Annotated in this window: 15 protein-coding genes; 8 read left to right on the forward strand and 7 right to left on the reverse strand. The window is 71.1% G+C overall.

Annotated elements, in window-relative coordinates; genetic code table 11:
* The coding region (locus tag ACFE64_RS04950) for an ATPase domain-containing protein (RefSeq protein WP_375391348.1) at positions 1–522 on the reverse strand (522 nt) is incomplete at its 3' end.
* 158 nt (positions 523–680) lie between these two features.
* Here ACFE64_RS04950 and ACFE64_RS04955 point away from each other — a divergent pair.
* A complete protein-coding gene (locus ACFE64_RS04955) occupies positions 681–2,168 on the forward strand; it encodes a M28 family peptidase (RefSeq protein WP_375391349.1) in 1,488 nt (495 codons plus the stop codon).
* A 61-nt stretch (positions 2,169–2,229) separates the two neighbouring features.
* Here the strand turns inward: ACFE64_RS04955 and ACFE64_RS04960 are convergent, their stop codons facing one another.
* Positions 2,230–3,060 (reverse strand): 4-(cytidine 5'-diphospho)-2-C-methyl-D-erythritol kinase, encoded by an 831-nt coding sequence (locus ACFE64_RS04960; RefSeq protein WP_375391350.1) that lies wholly within the window; start codon positions 3,058–3,060, stop codon positions 2,230–2,232.
* Between the two features lie 122 nt (positions 3,061–3,182).
* Entirely contained in the window at positions 3,183–4,826 is a 1,644-nt protein-coding gene (locus tag ACFE64_RS04965; protein WP_375391400.1) for an electron transfer flavoprotein-ubiquinone oxidoreductase, read from the reverse strand.
* A 117-nt stretch (positions 4,827–4,943) separates the two neighbouring features.
* Here ACFE64_RS04965 and ACFE64_RS04970 point away from each other — a divergent pair, with 117 nt between their 5' ends.
* The 4 genes from ACFE64_RS04970 to ACFE64_RS04985 all read left to right on the forward strand — a co-directional run bounded on the left by ACFE64_RS04970 (position 4,944) and on the right by ACFE64_RS04985 (position 8,732).
* Positions 4,944–5,681 (forward strand): uracil-DNA glycosylase family protein, encoded by a 738-nt coding sequence (locus tag ACFE64_RS04970; RefSeq protein WP_375391351.1) that lies wholly within the window; start codon positions 4,944–4,946, stop codon positions 5,679–5,681.
* Positions 5,678–7,468: a transglycosylase SLT domain-containing protein gene (locus ACFE64_RS04975; RefSeq protein WP_375391352.1), complete on the forward strand. Its 1,791-nt coding sequence runs from the start codon at positions 5,678–5,680 to the stop codon at positions 7,466–7,468. The genes ACFE64_RS04970 and ACFE64_RS04975 overlap by 4 nt, the downstream gene beginning before the upstream one ends.
* A gap of 83 nt (positions 7,469–7,551) precedes the next feature.
* On the forward strand, positions 7,552–8,079 hold the full coding sequence (gene moaB / locus ACFE64_RS04980; RefSeq protein WP_375391353.1) for a molybdenum cofactor biosynthesis protein B: 528 nt from the start codon (positions 7,552–7,554) through the stop codon (positions 8,077–8,079).
* 338 nt (positions 8,080–8,417) lie between these two features.
* Complete coding sequence (locus ACFE64_RS04985) at positions 8,418–8,732, forward strand: PilZ domain-containing protein (protein WP_375391354.1); 315 nt, start codon at positions 8,418–8,420, stop codon at positions 8,730–8,732.
* Here ACFE64_RS04985 and ACFE64_RS04990 read toward each other — a convergent pair.
* Positions 8,729–9,064 (reverse strand): VOC family protein, encoded by a 336-nt coding sequence (locus tag ACFE64_RS04990; RefSeq protein ID WP_375391355.1) that lies wholly within the window; start codon positions 9,062–9,064, stop codon positions 8,729–8,731. The two genes, ACFE64_RS04985 and ACFE64_RS04990, sit on opposite strands and share 4 nt — an antisense overlap.
* A 52-nt stretch (positions 9,065–9,116) precedes the next feature.
* Here ACFE64_RS04990 and ACFE64_RS04995 point away from each other — a divergent pair, with 52 nt between their 5' ends.
* From ACFE64_RS04995 to ACFE64_RS05005, 3 genes are read left to right on the forward strand one after another with little or no spacing between them, the layout of a single operon-like run.
* Positions 9,117–10,190, forward strand: a complete 1,074-nt coding sequence (locus ACFE64_RS04995) for a PA0069 family radical SAM protein (RefSeq protein ID WP_375391356.1) — start codon at positions 9,117–9,119, stop codon at positions 10,188–10,190.
* Positions 10,191–10,240: 50 nt separating this feature from the next.
* Positions 10,241–10,762, forward strand: coding sequence for a ferritin-like domain-containing protein (locus tag ACFE64_RS05000; RefSeq protein ID WP_375391357.1), 522 nt, complete (start codon positions 10,241–10,243; stop codon positions 10,760–10,762).
* On the forward strand, positions 10,759–10,899 hold the full coding sequence (locus tag ACFE64_RS05005) for a hypothetical protein (protein ID WP_375391358.1): 141 nt from the start codon (positions 10,759–10,761) through the stop codon (positions 10,897–10,899). Before ACFE64_RS05000 ends, ACFE64_RS05005 begins: the two co-directional genes overlap by 4 nt.
* Positions 10,900–11,021: 122 nt before the next feature.
* Here ACFE64_RS05005 and ACFE64_RS05010 read toward each other — a convergent pair whose 3' ends face one another.
* Genes ACFE64_RS05010 through ACFE64_RS05020 form a run of 3 tightly spaced genes read right to left on the reverse strand, consistent with a single transcriptional unit; the run spans position 11,022 to position 16,856 of the window.
* Positions 11,022–12,614, reverse strand: a complete 1,593-nt coding sequence (locus tag ACFE64_RS05010) for a long-chain fatty acid--CoA ligase (RefSeq protein ID WP_375391359.1) — start codon at positions 12,612–12,614, stop codon at positions 11,022–11,024.
* Positions 12,615–12,627: 13 nt separating this feature from the next.
* Positions 12,628–16,329 carry a DNA polymerase III subunit alpha gene (dnaE, locus tag ACFE64_RS05015; RefSeq protein ID WP_375391360.1) on the reverse strand — a complete coding sequence of 1,234 codons (3,702 nt, stop codon included), beginning with the start codon at positions 16,327–16,329 and terminating at the stop codon, positions 12,628–12,630.
* Between the two features lie 47 nt (positions 16,330–16,376).
* On the reverse strand, positions 16,377–16,856 hold the full coding sequence (locus tag ACFE64_RS05020) for a glutathione peroxidase (protein WP_375391361.1): 480 nt from the start codon (positions 16,854–16,856) through the stop codon (positions 16,377–16,379).
* Between the last annotated feature and the right edge of the window lie 51 nt (positions 16,857–16,907).

The following is a 16,907-nucleotide window of genomic DNA, read 5'->3' on the forward strand; positions in this document are numbered from 1 at the left end:
GTCGCCCATCTCGCCCTCGATCTCCGCGCGCGGCACCAGCGCCGCGACCGAATCGACCACCAGCACGTCGATCGCGTTGGAGCGGACCAGCGTGTCGACGATCTCCAGCGCCTGCTCGCCGGTGTCGGGTTGCGAAACGATCAGCTCGTCGATGTTGACGCCCAGCTTCTTGGCGTAGACCGGATCGAGCGCGTGCTCGGCATCGACGAACGCGGCGGTGCCGCCGCCCTTCTGCGCCTCGGCGATGACGTGAAGCGCGAGCGTGGTCTTGCCCGAGCTTTCCGGCCCATAGACCTCGATGACGCGGCCGCGCGGCAGCCCGCCGACGCCGAGTGCGATATCGAGCCCGAGCGAGCCGGTCGAGATCGTCTCGACCTCCATCGACTGTTTGGACCCCAGCCGCATCGCCGAGCCCTTGCCGAAGGCGCGGTCGATCTGCGCGAGCGCGGCGTCAAGCGCCTTCTGACGGTCAGCATTCGCGGTTGCCATGCCGGTGTCGATCACTTTCAGATTGGCGGCCATCGGGAGCTCCATCGCTAGGACATCTGCGCGCGCGGTTCAACGCCGCGTCCGTGATCCGTACCAGCTATGTTCCGCGCGAACAAGAGCGGAACAGATGTTTTCGATTGGCATCGGCGATCCCTGCCCGCATCATCCCGTTCCGCCAGGAGAAAGCGCCCATGAAGCTCGCCGCGCCGATCGCGCTCGCCCTCTCGCTGGCCGCGTCGGGGCCGCGCGACGCCGAGACGCGGGCGTGGTGGGCGACCACCGCCACGCTGTCGAACGACGCGATGGAGGGGCGGGACACGGGCTCGCCGGGCTATGACCGGGCGGCGCGCGTCGTCGCGGCGCGGTTCGCGGCCGCCGGGCTCACGCCGCTGGGCGCGGCGGGCGGCTGGTTCCAGACCGTGCCGATGGCGGAGCGCGCGGTGACGGCGGCGGACCTGCGCGTCGGCGCGAGCCCGCTGGCCTTCCTGCACGATTACACGGTCAACCCCGTCGGGCTGCCCGCGAGGCTGGACGCGCCGCTCGCTTATCGCGGCTATTGCGGGGCGGCGGCGCTGGGGGACGTGCGCGGCCGGCTGGTGATCTGTCACGCGACCCGCAAGCCCGGGCTGCCGGGCGACGCCGATCGGGCGGCGGCATTGCGGGCCGGGGGCGCAGCGGGGATGATCGCGATCGCCGACCCGGGCTTCACCGTCGAGCCGCCGCGCTGGCCGTTCGCCTATGCGCGTAGCGTCCGGCTGGCGACGCAGCCCGCGCCGGCGGGCGGGCTGCCGCAGCTGACGCTCAATGCCGACGCACTCGGCGCGCTGATCGCCGGGAGCGGGCAGGATGCCGCGCGGCTGATCGCGGACGGCAGCGCCGGGCGGCCGCTGCCCGCGTTCGATCCGCCCGCACGGCTGACGGCCCGGTTCGCCTTCGCCGAGCGCTCGCTCGCCTCGCCCAACATCCTGGCGCTGCTGCCCGGGACCGATCCGGCGCTGGCGGACCAGGCGATCGTGCTCACCGCGCATCTGGACGGCTATGGCCGTGGCGAGCCGGTGAACGGCGACGGGCTCTACAACGGCACGCTGGACGATGCGGCCTATGTCGCGCTGCTGATCCGGCTGGCGGAGCGGCGGGCCGGGCGGGGCTTTCGCCGGCCGGTGATCTTCGCCGCGGTGACGGGCGAGGAGAAGGGCCTGCTCGGTTCGGCCTGGCTGGTGGCGCACCCGCCGGTGCCGCTCGGCCGGATCGCCGCCGACATCAACCTCGACCAGCTGCGGCCGATCTTCCCGCTGACGCTGCTGACCGTCCACGCGCTCGACGACACGACGCTGGGCGACGATGCGCGCGCGGTGGCGGCCGCGATGGGCGTCCAGGTGCAGAACGATCCGGAGCCCGAGCGCGGGCTGCTGCGCCGCTCCGATCATTGGAACTTCCTGAAGGCGGGGGTACCGGCGGTGAACTTCGTGTTCGGCTATCGGCCGGGGACCCAGAGCGAGCGCATCTACCGGCAATGGTATCGGACGGGGTATCACAAGCCGCAGGACGATCTGGCCCAGCGCATCGACTGGAAAGCGGCGGCGGACTTCAACCGCTTCTTCTTCGCGCTGGTGGCGCGGGTGGCCGATCAGGACCGCCGGCCGGCGTGGAAGCCCGGCAGCACGCTCGCGCCGAAGTGAAGCTCATGCCGATCGCACGTTGGCACGGGGGCTGGACCGGTGCGAGGCCGGCATGGCGGCGCTAAACGACGGCGGTCGCCAGCACCCACCAGCCTCTCGCGCGCGCCCGCGCCGCGGCAGCGTCGCGGGTCGCGACGTCCGCGAAGATGCCGAAGCAGGTCGCGCCCGAGCCGGACAGGCGGGCGAAAGTGCAGCCGGGCGCTCCCGCCAGCAGCCTGAGCACGTCGCCGACTGCCGGCGCGGCGGAGATCGCGGTGGCGGTGAAGTCGTTGCGGCCCTGCCTCGCCCGGTCGAGCGGCGCGCCGTCGGTGGCGACGGGGCCGCGGTCGATGCCGTCCCAGGCGGCGAACATGGCGGCGGTCGAGAGCGGGACGCCGGGGTTGACCAGCAGCAGCGGCAGGTCGCCGAGCGGGGGCAGCGCGGTAAGTTCGTCGCCGCGACCGGTGGCGAAGGCGGTGCGGCCGAGCAGGCAGGCGGGAACGTCGGCGCCGAGGGCGGCGGCGCACTGCATCAGGATCGGGTGATCCAGCGGCCTGCGATACATGCGGGCAAGCGCGCGCAACGTTGCAGCGGCATCCGCTGATCCGCCGCCGATGCCGGAAGCAATTGGCAGCCGTTTCTCGAGCACGACCGCCTGGTGCCCATGGACCATGAATGATGTTCGAAAGAATGCCACCGCTGCGTTGACCAGATTGTCGTCGCCGACCGACAACGAAGACGCGAACGGGCCGGTAATGGTCAGGCTCGGTTCGTCAGCTTTGGCTATCGTCACCGTGTCCCCGTCGCGGGCGAAGGCGAACAGGGTTTCGAGGTCGTGATAGCCGTCCGGGCGCTTGCGGCGGATGTGCAGCGCCAGGTTGATCTTGGCGGGGGCGGGTTCGGTGATGGTCACGGCATGCGCTCTACGGGCGCGCCGTCACGGGAGTAAATCCCGTGACGTCGAAGCTCGGCTAGAGCCGAGCCCGGCCGCGCTTGCGCGAGTCAGCCGGTCGTCGCCGACTGCCGCGCTGCGCGTCACATGTTCGGATAGTTCGGGCCGCCGCCCCCCTCCGGCACGACCCAATTGATGTTCTGCAGCGGATCCTTGATGTCGCAGGTCTTGCAGTGGACGCAGTTCTGGGCGTTGATGACGAAGCGCGGGTCGCCCGTGTCCTCGCCCACCACCTCGTAGACGCCGGCGGGGCAATAGCGCTGCGCCGGCTCGTCGTACAGCGGCAGGTCGTAGCTGATCGGGATTTCCGGGTCTCGCAGGGTGAGGTGGACGGGCTGGTCCTCCTCATGGTTGGTGTTGGACAGGAACACGCTCGACAGCCGGTCGAAGGTGAGCACGCCGTCGGCCTTGGGGTAGTCGATCGGCTTCACCATGTCCTTGCGCCACAGCGTGTCGTGGTCGGCATGGTGCTTCATCGTGAAGGGCAGCTTCACGCCGAAATGCTCCAGCCACATCGTCACCCCGGCGATGCCGGAACCGGCGAAGTCGCCGAACTTGACCAGCGCGGGCTGCGCGTTGCGGACGATCGACAGCTCCTGCTTCAGCCACGAGGTCTCGAACGCTTCGGGATAGGCGACCAGCTCGTCGCTCGCGCGGCCCGCCTGGATCGCCGCGAAGGCGGCGTCCGCGGCCATCATCGCAGATTCCTGCGCGCCGTGCGTGCCCTTGATCCGCGGCACGTTGAGGAAGCCCGCCGAACAGCCGATCAGCGCGCCGCCGGGGAAGACCAGCTTCGGGATGGACTGCAGCCCGCCATCGTTGATCGCGCGCGCGCCGTAGGAAACGCGCTTGCCGCCTTCGAGCAGCTCGCGCAGCGCCGGGTGCGTCTTCCAGCGCTGCATCTCCTGGAAGGGCGACAGGTACGGGTTGGTGTAGCTGAGCCAGGTGACGAAGCCGATCGAGATCTGGCCGTTCGCCTGGTGGTAGATCCAGCCGCCGCCGTTCGAGCCCGCCGTCTCGCTGAGCGGCCAGCCCTGGGTATGGATGACGCGGCCCTGCTGGTGCTTCTCGGGCGCGATGTCCCACAGCTCCTTGATGCCGAGGCCATAGACCTGCGGCTGGCTGTCGCGCGCGAGATCGAAGGTGCGGATCACCTCCTTGGTCAGGTGCCCACGCGCGCCTTCCGCGAAGAAAGTGTATTTGGCGTGCAGCTCCAGGCCGGGCTGATAATCCGGCTTGTGGGTGCCGTCGCGCGCCACGCCCATGTCGCCCGTCGCCACCCCCTTCACGCGCCCGTCATCGTCGAACAGGATCTCGGCGGCGGCGAAGCCCGGGAAGATCTCGACGCCCAATGCCTCGGCGCGGCCCGCGAGCCAGCGGCAGAGACTGCCGAGGCTGCAGGTATAGGTGCCCTCGTTGTGGAGGAAGGGCGGCGTCCAGAGATGCGGCAGGGTGAACTTGCGCCCCTTGGTCAGGACCCAGTGGAGGTTCTCGGTGACGGGCGTCTCCGCCATCGGACAATCGGTGTCGCGCCAGTCGGGGATCAGCTCGTCCATCGCGCGCGGGTCGATCACCGCGCCCGACAGGATGTGCGCGCCGACCTCCGAGCCCTTCTCCAGCACGCAGACGCTGAGCTCCGCGCCGGCCTGCTCGGCCAGCTGCTTGAGGCGGATCGCCGCGGTGAGGCCCGCCGGCCCGGCGCCGACGATCACCACGTCATAGGGCATCGACTCGCGCTGATTCACATTGGCGCTCACTTCCATCTCCCGGCCGGGCGCGTTCCCGCAACGCTTTGACGGACCGAGCCGATCCGCCAAGTTGACGCCCGCGTCAACCGGTGGGCAGTGACGCAGGTCATGGGCGCGGAGGTTCCGGGAGACTGGCGGGCGACCGCGGCGAGCACGCTCGCCTGGTGGCACGACGCCGGCGTCGACCTGCTGGTCGAAGAGGCGCCGCACGACTGGCTGGCCGCGCCCGTGCCGGTGCCCATCGCGCCCGTCGCGCCCGTTCCCGTCGCGGCAGGCGCGGCGCTGCCGGACGATCTGCCCGTCTTCCTCGCCTGGCGCATGGGCGACGGCGCGCCCGATGCCGGCTGGCGCGGCGTGGCGATCGCGGCGAGCGGGCCGGCGGACGCCGCGGTGATGGTGCTGACCGACTGCCCGGACCGCGAGGACGACGCCGCCGGCACGCTGCTGGCGGGCGCGGCGGGGCGGCTGTTCGACCGGATGCTGGCCGCGGTCGGGCTGTCGCGCGACAGGGTCCACCTCGCGTCGGTCTGTGCCCGCCGGCCGCTGGCGGGCCGGATGCCGGCGGAGCTGGAGGGGCAGCTGGGCGAGGTCGCGCGCCACCATGTCGCGCTGGTCGCGCCGCAGCGGCTGCTGCTGATGGGCAATGCCGCCGCGCGCGCCATCCTGGGCGCCGACGGCGCGCGGGCGCGGGGCGGTCTACAGTCGGTCGACCACCGGCGCGGAAAGACGGGAGCGGTGGCCACGCACCATCCCCGGCTGCTCCTGCAGCAGCCCGCTTGCAAGGCAGACGCCTGGAAGGACCTGCAACTGCTCATGCGAGGCCTCGCCCGATGACGCGGACCCTGGCGCTCACGCTGCTGGCGGCCGCGGTTCCCCTCCCCGCTCATGCCGCCGAGCCGGCCGTCGCGGCGCCCGTCGACGCGGGGCGCGCGCGCCTGCCCGCGCAGCTCGAACCCGCCCAGCGTGACGCCTATGCCGCCGTGTTCCAGGCGATCCGCGACGGCCGTTGGCAGGATGCTCAGATCGGCCTCGCCGCGATGACGCCGGGGCCGCTCCACGCGATCGCCCGGGCCGAGCTCTACACCGCCAGGGGCTCGCCCAGGGTCGAGCTGGCGCCGCTGCTCGAGGTGCTCGTCCAGGCGCCCGAGCTGCCCGAGGCGCCGGACCTGCAGCGGCTGGCCCGGACGCGCGGCGCGACCGACCTGCCGCCGCTGCCCGCGACGCAGGCACTGATCTGGCAGGACGGCGCGCCGCTGCGGGTGCGCGCGAAGAGCATCCGCAGCGACCAGGCCGCGGCCGATCTCGCCATCGCCATGCAGCCCTTCGTCAAGGCGGACGACGGCGCATCGGCCGAAGCGCTGCTCGTCGCCGCGCCTGGGCTCGCGGAGGACGCGCTGACCGAGTGGCGGCAGCGGATCAGCTGGATGTACTTCCTCGCCGGCGACGACGCCAACGCGCGGCGCATGGGCCTGCTGGCCGGCGAAGGCGTCGGCGACTGGGCGGTGCAGGGGCGCTGGGTCGATGCGCTCGCGGCGTGGCGGCAGGGAGACTGGGCGTCCGCCGGCCAGGCGTTCGAGGGCGTCGCGGGCCGCGCCGCCGATGTCGACCTGCGTGCCGCCGCGCTCTACTGGGCGGCGCGCGCGGCGATGGCCGGCGGGCGGCCCGATCGCGTCGAGGCGCAGCTGAAGGCGGCGGCGCAGTTCGGCGAGAGCTTCTACGGCGAGCTGGCGCGCCAGGCGCTGGGGATGCGACTGGTGGTGCGGCCGGTCACGGCGCCCGTCACCGCCGACTGGGCGACGCTCAGCCAGCGGCCCAACGTACGCGTCGCGGCGGCGCTGGCGGAGGTCGGCGAGACCGACCTTGCCGACCGCGTCCTGCGCCAGCAGGCGCGGATCGGCACGCCCAGCGAGTTCGCCGCGCTCGCCCGCGTCGCGGCGGCGCTCGACCTGCCGGGCACGCAGGTCTGGCTGTCGCACAACTGCCCGGCCGGCGTCACCGTCGCCGAGGCGCGCTACCCGACGCCGAGCTGGTCGCCCGACCGCGGCTGGCGCGTCGACAAGGCCCTGGTCTATGCCCACGCCCTGCAGGAATCGCAGTTCCGCACGCGGGTGACGAGCCCGGCCGGCGCCTATGGGCTGATGCAGATCATGCCGGCGGTCGCGACCGACTATGCCCGCGAGCACGGATTGACGGGCGTCGACAGGGGCCTGTTGGCCAAACCCTCCACCAATATCGAGCTCGGCCAGCGCCAGCTGGAGCGGCTGCGCGACATGGGCGACGTCACCGGCGGGCTGCTGCCCAAGGTGATCGCCGCCTACAATGCCGGGCCGAAGCCGGTGGCGGCGTGGAACGCGCTGATCCGCGACGGCGGCGATCCGCTGCTCTATATCGAGAGCATCCCCTATTGGGAGACGCGCGGCTACGTCACCACGGTGCTGCGCAATTACTGGATGTACGAGGCGCAGGGCGGCAAGCCGGCGTCGGCCAGCCGGGCGGCGCTCGCGCAGGGCCTGTGGCCGCGCTTCCCCGGCCTGCCGGGCGCGACGGCGGTGCGGCTCACGGCGCGCCCGCCGGGGCAGGCGCAGGCGAGCATCGCCGGCGAGCGATCGGGGACCGACTAGCATTCGGTCGGGCCGGGGTCGACCCCGCGTCGGGCGGATATGCCGTGGGCCCGATTCGAGGCCGGTGTGACGAAGGACATAATTTGCCGATCGACCCCACCCTGCCCTTCCTGCCCGTCCGCATCGCGGTGCTCACCGTCTCCGACACGCGCGGGCCGGCCGAGGACCGGTCGGGCGACACGCTGGTCGCGCGGCTGGCCGAGGCGGGGCACGTGCTGGCGGATCGCGCCATCGAGCGCGACGACGCCGGCGCCATCGTCGCGCGGCTGCACGGCTGGATCGACGATCCCGCCGTCGACTGCGTCATCACGACGGGCGGCACCGGCGTGACCGGGCGCGACGTCACGCCCGAGGCGATCGAGCAGGTCGCGGAGAAGATGATCCCCGGTTTCGGCGAGCTGTTCCGCTGGCTCAGTTTTCGGACGATCGGCACCTCCACCGTCCAGTCGCGCGCCTGCGCCGCGGTGGCGCGCGGCACCTATCTGTTCGCGCTGCCCGGCTCGACCGGCGCGGTGAAGGACGGGTGGGACGGCATCCTGCGCGACCAGCTCGACAGCCGTCATCGCCCCTGCAATTTCGTGGAGCTGATGCCGCGATTGACGGAGCGATAGCCGGCCACAGCATCCGGTGCCGCGTCGGTGCGCGGCCCGGCGTTGCGCCGGCGCTGGTGGCGGGGGGCTGGCGATGCGGCAGACCTACCGATCGCACGTCCGCAAGGTCGCCGCGCCTTTGCCCGCGACCGGGCGGCGATTGGGGCGCGAGCGGCGCCTGTTGCTCCTCCCCGCCGGCGCGGTGCGCCGCCGCGCCGCCGCGCGGGCCAGCCGAGATCACGGCCCACCGCGCGATTCAGGCATCATGCCTGTTGCCGGCGGCTTGACGTGGCTTGTTCATCGGACATGCAGGTGCCAGACCGCTTGCTGTCCATCGACGGACGCGCCGGGAGGAATCGATGGCTGCTCGCTATGCCGAGATGACGAATGCCGGCCGGCGCGCACCCCGCAAGGCCATCACGCGCCTGTCGGTCGAGCTGGCCTGTGCCGGCGGCGGCCCGCAGCTCGCGGCGGCGCTCGTCGAGCTGTCGACCTTCGGCTGCCGGCTCGGCGGCGACGGCGTGGACGGCGTCGGCGATCATGTCCGGCTCGGTCTGGAGGACGGTCCGCCCGTCGCCGCGACGGTGATCTGGCGACAGTCCGGCCTGATCGGCTGCCGCTTCGACAAGCCGATCGCAACCACGCTGATGAAGGCGTTGATCGGCCGCGCCTAATCCGGCCGCATCGCCGCGAGCTCGTGCCCGTCCGGGTCGCGGAAGTGGAAGCGGCGGCCGCCCGGAAAGGCGAAGATCGGCCGCGTCACCACCCCGCCCGCCGCCTCGACCGCCGCCAGCGTCGCCTCGAGGTCGTCGACCGCGAACACCGGCAACAACGCCGCCGTCCGCTCCGGCGCGTCCGCCTGCAGCCCCACGTCGCCCGCGCCGTCCAGCGTCGACGCATAGGTCGGGCCGAAGTCGGTGAACATCCAGCCGAACGCTGCAGCGTAAAAGGCCTTCGCCCGGCCAGCGTCGGCGACCGGCAGCTCGATATAGGTGTTGCGCGCCATCGTCACTCCTTGAGTTCTTGCTATGTTCCACTCACCCGCGTAGAACGGCGCCATGCCGAAAGCGAGGGCAATCCGCGGCGCGACGCTGAACCAGGAGAGCGCACGGTTCGGCCTGCCCGCGACCGAAGCGGACGGGGACTGGCTCGACGGGCGTGACCTGATCGACGGCGAGCCGCAGCCGCTCCGCACCACGGTGACGATCGAGCACCCGAAGACGATCATCAGCCGCAACGCCTCGCCCGACGTGCCGTTCGATCGCTCGATCAACCCGTATCGCGGCTGCGAGCATGGCTGCATCTACTGCTTCGCGCGACCGACCCACGCCTTTCACGATCTGTCGCCGGGGCTCGATTTCGAGAGCCGGCTGTTCGCCAAGCCGGACGCGGCGGCGCTGCTCCGCGCCGAGCTGGGCAAGCGCGGCTATCAGGCGCGGCCGATGGCGCTCGGCACCAACACCGATCCCTATCAGCCGATCGAGGCCGAGTGGCGGATCACCCGGCAGATCGTGGAGGTGCTGGCCGAATGCGATCATCCGCTCACCATCACCACCAAGTCCGATCGCGTCGTGCGCGACCTGGACCTGCTCGCCCCGATGGCGGCGAAGGGGCTGGCGGCGGTGTGCGTGTCCGTCACCTCGCTCGACTCCAGGGTGGCGATGACGGTGGAGCCCCGCGCGCCCTCGCCCGAGCGGCGGCTGGCCGCGGTGCGGCGGCTCGCCGACGCGGGCGTACCGGTCTACGTCTCGATCGCGCCCGTCATCCCGGCGATCACCGACCATGAGCTGGAGCACCTGATCGAGCGGGCGGCGCAGGCGGGCGCGAAGGCGGCGTTCTTCATCCCGGTGCGGCTGCCTCACGAGGTCGCGCCGCTGTTCCGCGCCTGGCTCGATGCGCACTTTCCCGAGCGCGCCGCCAAGGTGATGGCGACGATCCGCTCCCTGCGCGGGGGCCGCGACAACGATCCGGACTTCTTCACGCGGATGCAGGGCAGCGGCCCCTGGGCGGAGCTGCTGCGCACGCGCTTCCATATCGCCTGCCGCAAGCACGGGCTCAACCAGGCGCGCATCACGCTCCGCTCCGACCTGTTCCGGCCTCCGCGCGGGCCCCAGGGAGATTTGTTCGGGTGAACGGGAGCCAAGTCGCGCGCAACCGGTTGTGGGCACGAAAGGAATTATCCATGGCGACGCTTGCTCCCGATCAGACGCAGGACCTGTTCATCACCGGCCTCAAGGACGCGCACGGCGTCGAGCACCAGGCGCTGGCGCTCATCGACCGTCAGCTGGACCGGCTCACCCACTATCCTGAGGTGGCCGATCTCCTGCGGCGGCACCGCGGCGAGACCGAAGGGCAGATCGCCCGGATCGAGGAAATCCTCGACGGCTTCGATGCCAAGCCGTCGGCGCTGAAGGACGCGGCGCTTACCCTATCCGGCAACCTGGCGGCGCTGGCGCACACCGTCGCGCCTGACGAAATCATCAAGAACTCGTTCGCGAACCACGCCTTCGAGAATTTCGAGATCGCCGCTTATACGGGGCTGCTGGCATTGGTGGACATCGGCGGCTTCTCGCGGGCGAAGGCGGCGCTCGAACAGTCGCTGGGCGAAGAGCAGCGGACCGCACAGCTCATCCTGGAGAGCATTCCGGCGGTGACGCGCAAGTTCCTCGATCTGCGCGCCGCCGGCGAGAAGGCCGACCGTTGAACGCGGGCGACGATCGGCGCGAGGCGGACAAGCTCGACCGCACCGGCGAGGAGCCGGCGGTCGAGTCGGGGGCAGGCTATGGCGACCATGCGCCTGCTCCGGACGAGACGAAGGAGCGCGAGGAAAACCCGGAATGAGCGTCGTGCCGGCCCTGTGCCGGCATCCACGCTCGCATCAGGCGCGATACGCCGTGTTCGGGCTTGCGGCTCACGCTCCGGCGGATCCCGCCACAAGGCGGGGATGACGGAACATCGTTCCGTCAGGCCGCCTCGAGCCTGAAATCCTTGTACCGCTCCCGCAACTCCGTCTTGAGCAGCTTGCCCGTCGCGGTGTGCGGCAGTTCGTCGACGAACAGGACCGCGTCGGGCAGCCACCATTTGGCGACATGCGCCGCCAGGTGAGCGTGGATGTCCGCCGCGGTCACGCCGCTGCCGGGCTTGCGGACGACCAGCAGGATCGGGCGCTCGTCCCATCTGGGATGGTGGACGCCGATTGCCGCCGCCTCCGCCACGCCGAGGCAACCCACCGCGGCGTTCTCCAGCTCGACCGAGCTGATCCACTCGCCGCCGGACTTGATGACGTCCTTGGCCCGATCGGTGATCTGCATCGTGCCGTCGGGATGGAGCAGGGCGACGTCGCCGGTGTCGAACCAGTTGTCGGCATCGACCGCCGACGCATCCGCCTTGAAATAGCGCTCGACCACCCACGGCCCGCGGACCTGCAGCCGGCCCGAGCTGCTGCCGTCGCGCGGCTGCTCGGATCCGTCGTCGCCGATTACGCGCAGCTCGATGCCGAAGGGGATCGAGCCCTGGCGGCCGATCAGGTCGAGGCGTTCGCCCTGCGTCATCACGTCCCAGCCGGGCGGCGCGGTGCCGGCGGTGCCGATCGGCGACGTCTCGGTCATGCCCCACAGATGCTTGACCTCGACGCCCATGCCCATGATCCGCTCGATCATCGCGCGCGGCGCCGCCGAGCCGCCGATCGTCGCCTGCTCCAGATAGCGCGGCGCCTCGCCCGTCGCGTCCATGTGCGCGAACATCGCCAGCCAGACGGTGGGGACGCCGGCGGAATGGGTGACGCGCTCGCGGTTCATCAGGTCGCAGAGCACGGCCGCGTCGTTGACCGCCGAAAACACGAACTTGGCGCCGGCGATCGCGCCGGCGAAGGGCATCCCCCAGGCGGCCGCGTGGAACATCGGCACCACCGGCAGCACCACCGCGCGCGGGCTGAAATTGAGCAGCCAGGTCGCCACGCCGGCGAGCGCGTGGATGACGCTGGAGCGGTGGGTGTAGAGCACGCCCTTCGGATGGCCCGTGGTGCCGCTGGTGTAGCAGAGCATGCACGGCTCGCGTTCGGCGCCCTCGACCCAGGCATAGGCGCCGTCCTCGGCGTCGACGGTGGCGCGGAAGCCGTCCGGGCCGTCGCCGTCCATGACGACATAGTGCTCGATCGTCGTCCAGCGCTCGCGCAGGCGGTCGACGATCGGCTGAAACTGCCGGTCGTAGAGCAGCACGCGGTCTTCGGCATGGTTGGCGATGTAGACGAGCTGATCGTCGAACAGGCGCGGGTTGATGGTGTGGATCACCCCGCCCATGCCGATCGCGCCATACCAGGCGGCGAGGTGGTGGGCGTGGTTCATGGCCAGCGTGGCGATGCGGTCGCCGGGGCGACAACCCATCCGCTCCAGCGCCTGCGCCAGCTTCTTGGCGTCGCGCGCGATGCCGGCCCAGTCGCTGCGGCTCTGCGTCCCGTCCGCCCAGCGGCTGACGATCTCGCGCCGCCCATGCTCGCGCGCGGCATGATCGATCAGCCGCGGCACGCGCAGCTCCCAGTCCTGCATCCCGCCCAGCATCGCCCTCTCCTCGCTAGCCGACGAGCCGCAAATTGGGTTCTGCAGGCTTGAACTCGACGGCCGCGACACCGTGCAATGCCTCCAGCCGGCCCGCAAGCTCGGCGTCGAGCAGGAAGTCGCGGCCGAGCAGGATCAGCGCGTTGCCGCCCGGCGCGGGGACGCGGGCACGGACCTCGCCGCGCGCGCCGCGGTGGTCCGCGAGCAGCGCGGCGAGTGCGGGAAAGGCGCTCGGGTCGGTGACGGTCAGCTCGACGGCGAAGCGCGCGCTGGCGGCGAGCGTCTCGAACGGCTGGATGCGCCGGACGGTGACCCGCGGCGTCTCCTCGCCGGGCCGCCGGTCGAGCTCCACCGTCGTCAGCCCGCAGCCGCCGGCCGCCGCCGCCTGCTCCAGATCGCGCGCCACTGCATCGTCGAAGCAGGTGGCGACGAACTGTCCGGTCGCGTCCGAACAGGTCGCCATCAGATAGCGCTTGCCGCGCGCCGACGTGCGCCAGCGGGTCTCCTCGACCAGCAGCGCCATGGTCGCGCCGGTGCGCGTGCCGTCATCGGGGATCGGCAGCTCGCCCAGCCGGGCATAGGCGCGCGCCCCGTGCATCCGCGCGAGGTGCGCGTGGCGATCGACCGGGTGCGCGGAGAAATAGAAGCCGAACGCTTCCTTTTCCTGCTCCATCCGCTCGGACAGGCTCCAGCGCGCCGATTGCGGCAGCTTGATCGTGTCGCCCGCGGGCATGTCGCCGCCGAACAGGCCGCCCTGCCCGCTGGCGCGGTTCTCGTGCGTGCGCGCCGCGATCGCCAGCATCGTCTCGGCAACCGCGAAGGCGCCGGCGCGGTTCGGATCGAGACTGTCGAACGCGCCGGCGGCCGCGAGCGTCTCCAGCTGGCGCTTGTTGAGCAGGCGCGGATCGACGCGGTGCGCGAGATCGTCGAGGCTGGCGAACGGCCCGGCGCTTTCGCGCTCGGCGATCAGCCGCTCCATCGCCGCCTCGCCCACCGACTTGAGCGCGCCGAGCGCGTACCGGACGGCGAGGGTTTCCCTCTCCCCTTCAGGGGAGAGGGAGGGAGCCGACGAAGTCGGCGGAAGGGAGAGGGGCTCGCCAGACTGCCCCTCGCCCGACCGCGCTTCGCTCGGCCGCCCTCTCCCCTGAAAAGGAGAGGGAAGAAGTTCCACCGAGAAGTCCGCCGCGCTGCGGTTCACGTCGGGCGGCAGCACCGTGACGCCGGCGCGGCGCGCATCCTCGACGAAGATGCCCAGCTTGTCGGTCAGCGCCATGTCGTAGCACATCGAGGCGGCGAAGAACTCGGCCGGGTGATGCGCCTTCAGCCAGGCGGTCTGATAGGTCAGCAGCGCATAGGCGGCGGCGTGGCTCTTGTTGAAGCCGTAGCCCGCGAACTTGTCGATCAGGTCGAACAGCTCGTTCGCCTTGGCGGCCGGGATGCCGTTGTGCGTCGCGCAGCCCTCGACGAAGGTGGCGCGCTGGGCGTCCATCTCCGCCTTGATCTTCTTGCCCATCGCACGGCGGAGCAGGTCGGCGCCGCCGAGCGAATAGCCGGCGAGCACCTGCGCGGCCTGCATCACCTGCTCCTGATAGACGAAGATCCCGTAGGTCTCGTGCAGGATCGGCTCCAGCAGCGGGTGCGGATAGGCGATCGGCTCCTGCCCGTTCTTGCGTCGCCCGAACATCGGGATATTGTCCATCGGCCCCGGGCGATACAGCGCGCCGAGCGCAATGATGTCCTCGAACACGGTCGGTTTGACGGCCGACAGCGTGCGCCGCATCCCCTCCGACTCGACCTGGAAGACCCCCACGGTCGCGCCCGACTGGAGTAGCCGGTAGGTCGCCTCGTCGTCCCAGGACAGGGTATCGAGACTGACCGTGACGCCGCGCGCGGCGAGCATCTCGACCGCCTTCTTGAGCACCGACAGCGTCTTGAGGCCGAGGAAGTCGAACTTCACCAGCCCGGCGCCCTCGACATATTTCAGGTCGAACTGGGTGACCGGCATGTCCGAGCGGGGATCGCGATAGAGCGGCACCAGCTGCGCCAGCGGACGATCGCTGATCACGACGCCCGCGGCGTGGGTGGAGGAGTGGCGCGGCAGCCCCTCCAGCTGGCGCGCGAGGTCGATCAGGCGGCGCACGTCATTGTCGTTGGCGTATTCGCGCCGGAGCTCGGGCACGCCCGCCAGCGCGCGCTCCAGCGTCCAGGGATCGGTGGGATGATTGGGGACCAGCTTGGCGAGGCGATCGACCTGGCCGTAGCTCATCTGCAGCACGCGGCCGGTGTCCTTGAGCACGGCGCGCGCCTTCAGCTTGCCGAAGGTGATGATCTGCGCGACCTGGTCGCGGCCGTATTTCTCCTGGACGTAGCGGATCACCTCGCCGCGCCGGGTTTCGCAGAAGTCGATGTCGAAATCGGGCATCGACACGCGCTCGGGGTTGAGGAACCGCTCGAACAGCAGGCCGAGCTGGAGCGGGTCGAGATCGGTGATGGTCAGCGCCCAGGCGACCACCGACCCCGCGCCCGAGCCGCGGCCCGGGCCGACCGGGATGTCCTGCGCCTTGGCCCATTGGATGAAGTCTGCGACGATCAGGAAATAGCCGGCGAACCCCATCTGGATGATGACGTCCAGCTCGAAGGCGAGCCGCTCGCGATAGGGCTGGCTCCAGTCCCCATCTTCTCCCCTCCCGCTTGCGGGGGGGATCGGGGGAGGGGATGTCACCGAACCTGTGACCTCGAATAAACCCTCCCCTAGCCCCTCCCGCAAGCGGGAGGGGGATCGAAGCGCCGCGATCCGGTCCAGGCGGGCCCTTAGCCCCCGCTGCGCCATGTCGCGCAGCATCGCCGCCTCGCCCTCGCGGTCGCCGGCGAGGCTCGGCAGCATCGGCTTGCGCGAGGGCGCGGCGACGGCGCAGCGTTGCGCCACGACCAGCGTGTTGGCGATCGCCTCGGGCAGGTCGGCGAACAGCGCCGCCATCGCGTCCGCGGGCTTGATCCAGGCCTCGGGCGACGAGCGGACGCGGTCCTCGCTTTCGACATAGGAGGAGCTGGCGATGCACAGCATGGCGTCGTGCGCGTCGCCGAACGCGGCCTCGGCGAAGCAGCTGGGGTTGGTGGCGACCAGCGGCAGGTCGCGATCATAGGCGAGATCGATCAACGCCGCCTCGGCCGCCGCCTCGACCGGATCACCGCGCCGGGCGAGTTCGACATACAGCCGATCGCCGAACAGCGCCTGCAGCCGGTCCGCATAAGCGAGCGCGCGGGCCGGCTGATCCTCGGCGAAGAGGCGCGCCAGCGCCCCCTCCCCGCCCGCCGTCAGCGCCAGCAGCCCGGCCGTCCGCCCCCCTAGCCTCGTCATGCCGACGTGCGGCGGCTGATCGATCGGGCGATCGAGATGCGCCTCGCTCACCAGCCCGCAAAGCGCGTCATAGCCCGCCTCGTCCTGCGCGTAGAGCGCCAGCCAGTCGAGCACCGGCGCCGTGCCTTCGGGCATGTCGGGCCGCGCCACCGCCAGCATCGCGCCGATGATCGGCTGCACCCCCTTCTTCCGCGCGGCCTCGGAGAAGGCCATCGCCGCATAGAGCCCGTTGCGATCGGTCAGCGCCGCGGCGGGAAAGCCGAGCCGCGCCGCGCGCTCGGCGATCGCCTTGGGCTCGATGGCGCCGTCCAGCATCGTGTAACAGGAGAAGATCCGCAAAGGGACAAAGCCGGCGTGCATCCACCGACCATGCCGCCTCCGCCCGATTCGGGGAAACTGTTTCGGGCCTACAGCAGCGCCTCGATATCGGCGACGATGTCCTCCGGCTTGGTGGTGGGCGCGTAGCGGCGCACCGTCCGGCCATCCCGGTCGACCAGGAACTTGGTGAAGTTCCACTTCACCGCCTTGGAGCCGAGCACGCCCGGCGCTTCGGCCTTGAGCCGCTCGAACAGCGGATCGGCGCGCGGGCCGTTCACGTCGATCTTGGCGAAGACGGGGAACGTCACGTCGTAGGTGGTCGAGCAGAAATTGGCGATGTCGGCCGCGTTGCCCGGCTCCTGCGCGCCGAACTGGTTGCAGGGGAAGGCCAGCACCTCGAACCCGCGTTCGCCATAGCGGCGGTGCAGATCCTCCAGCCCTTCATATTGGGGCGTGAAGCCGCATCTGGACGCGGTGTTGACGATCAGCAGCACCTTGCCGCGCCAGGTGTCGAGGCTCGCCGGGCCGCCATCCGCCGCGCGGACCTCCATATCGGTGATTGCGGTCATGCCCGTCTCCTTCTCTCGACCTGCGCGACTAGATGAAGCCGTTGCGCGCCG

This window comes from uncultured Sphingomonas sp., from assembly GCF_964250165.1.
GTDB lineage: Bacteria > Pseudomonadota > Alphaproteobacteria > Sphingomonadales > Sphingomonadaceae > Sphingomonas.

What these genes read in the sequence shown, in the direction of transcription:
- ACFE64_RS04955 (WP_375391349.1), top strand. Translation starts at nt 681, where the DNA reads ATGAAGCTCGCCGCGCCGATCGCGCTCGCCCTCTCGCTGGCCGCGTCG.
- ACFE64_RS04965 (WP_375391400.1), bottom strand. Translation starts at nt 4,826, where the DNA reads ATGCCCTATGACGTGGTGATCGTCGGCGCCGGGCCGGCGGGCCTCACC.
- ACFE64_RS04975 (WP_375391352.1), top strand. Translation starts at nt 5,678, where the DNA reads ATGACGCGGACCCTGGCGCTCACGCTGCTGGCGGCCGCGGTTCCCCTC.
- ACFE64_RS04985 (WP_375391354.1), top strand. Translation starts at nt 8,418, where the DNA reads ATGGCTGCTCGCTATGCCGAGATGACGAATGCCGGCCGGCGCGCACCC.
- ACFE64_RS04990 (WP_375391355.1), bottom strand. Translation starts at nt 9,064, where the DNA reads ATGGCGCGCAACACCTATATCGAGCTGCCGGTCGCCGACGCTGGCCGG.
- ACFE64_RS04995 (WP_375391356.1), top strand. Translation starts at nt 9,117, where the DNA reads ATGCCGAAAGCGAGGGCAATCCGCGGCGCGACGCTGAACCAGGAGAGC.
- ACFE64_RS05000 (WP_375391357.1), top strand. Translation starts at nt 10,241, where the DNA reads ATGGCGACGCTTGCTCCCGATCAGACGCAGGACCTGTTCATCACCGGC.
- ACFE64_RS05010 (WP_375391359.1), bottom strand. Translation starts at nt 12,614, where the DNA reads ATGCTGGGCGGGATGCAGGACTGGGAGCTGCGCGTGCCGCGGCTGATC.
- dnaE (WP_375391360.1), bottom strand. Translation starts at nt 16,329, where the DNA reads ATGCACGCCGGCTTTGTCCCTTTGCGGATCTTCTCCTGTTACACGATG.
- ACFE64_RS05020 (WP_375391361.1), bottom strand. Translation starts at nt 16,856, where the DNA reads ATGACCGCAATCACCGATATGGAGGTCCGCGCGGCGGATGGCGGCCCG.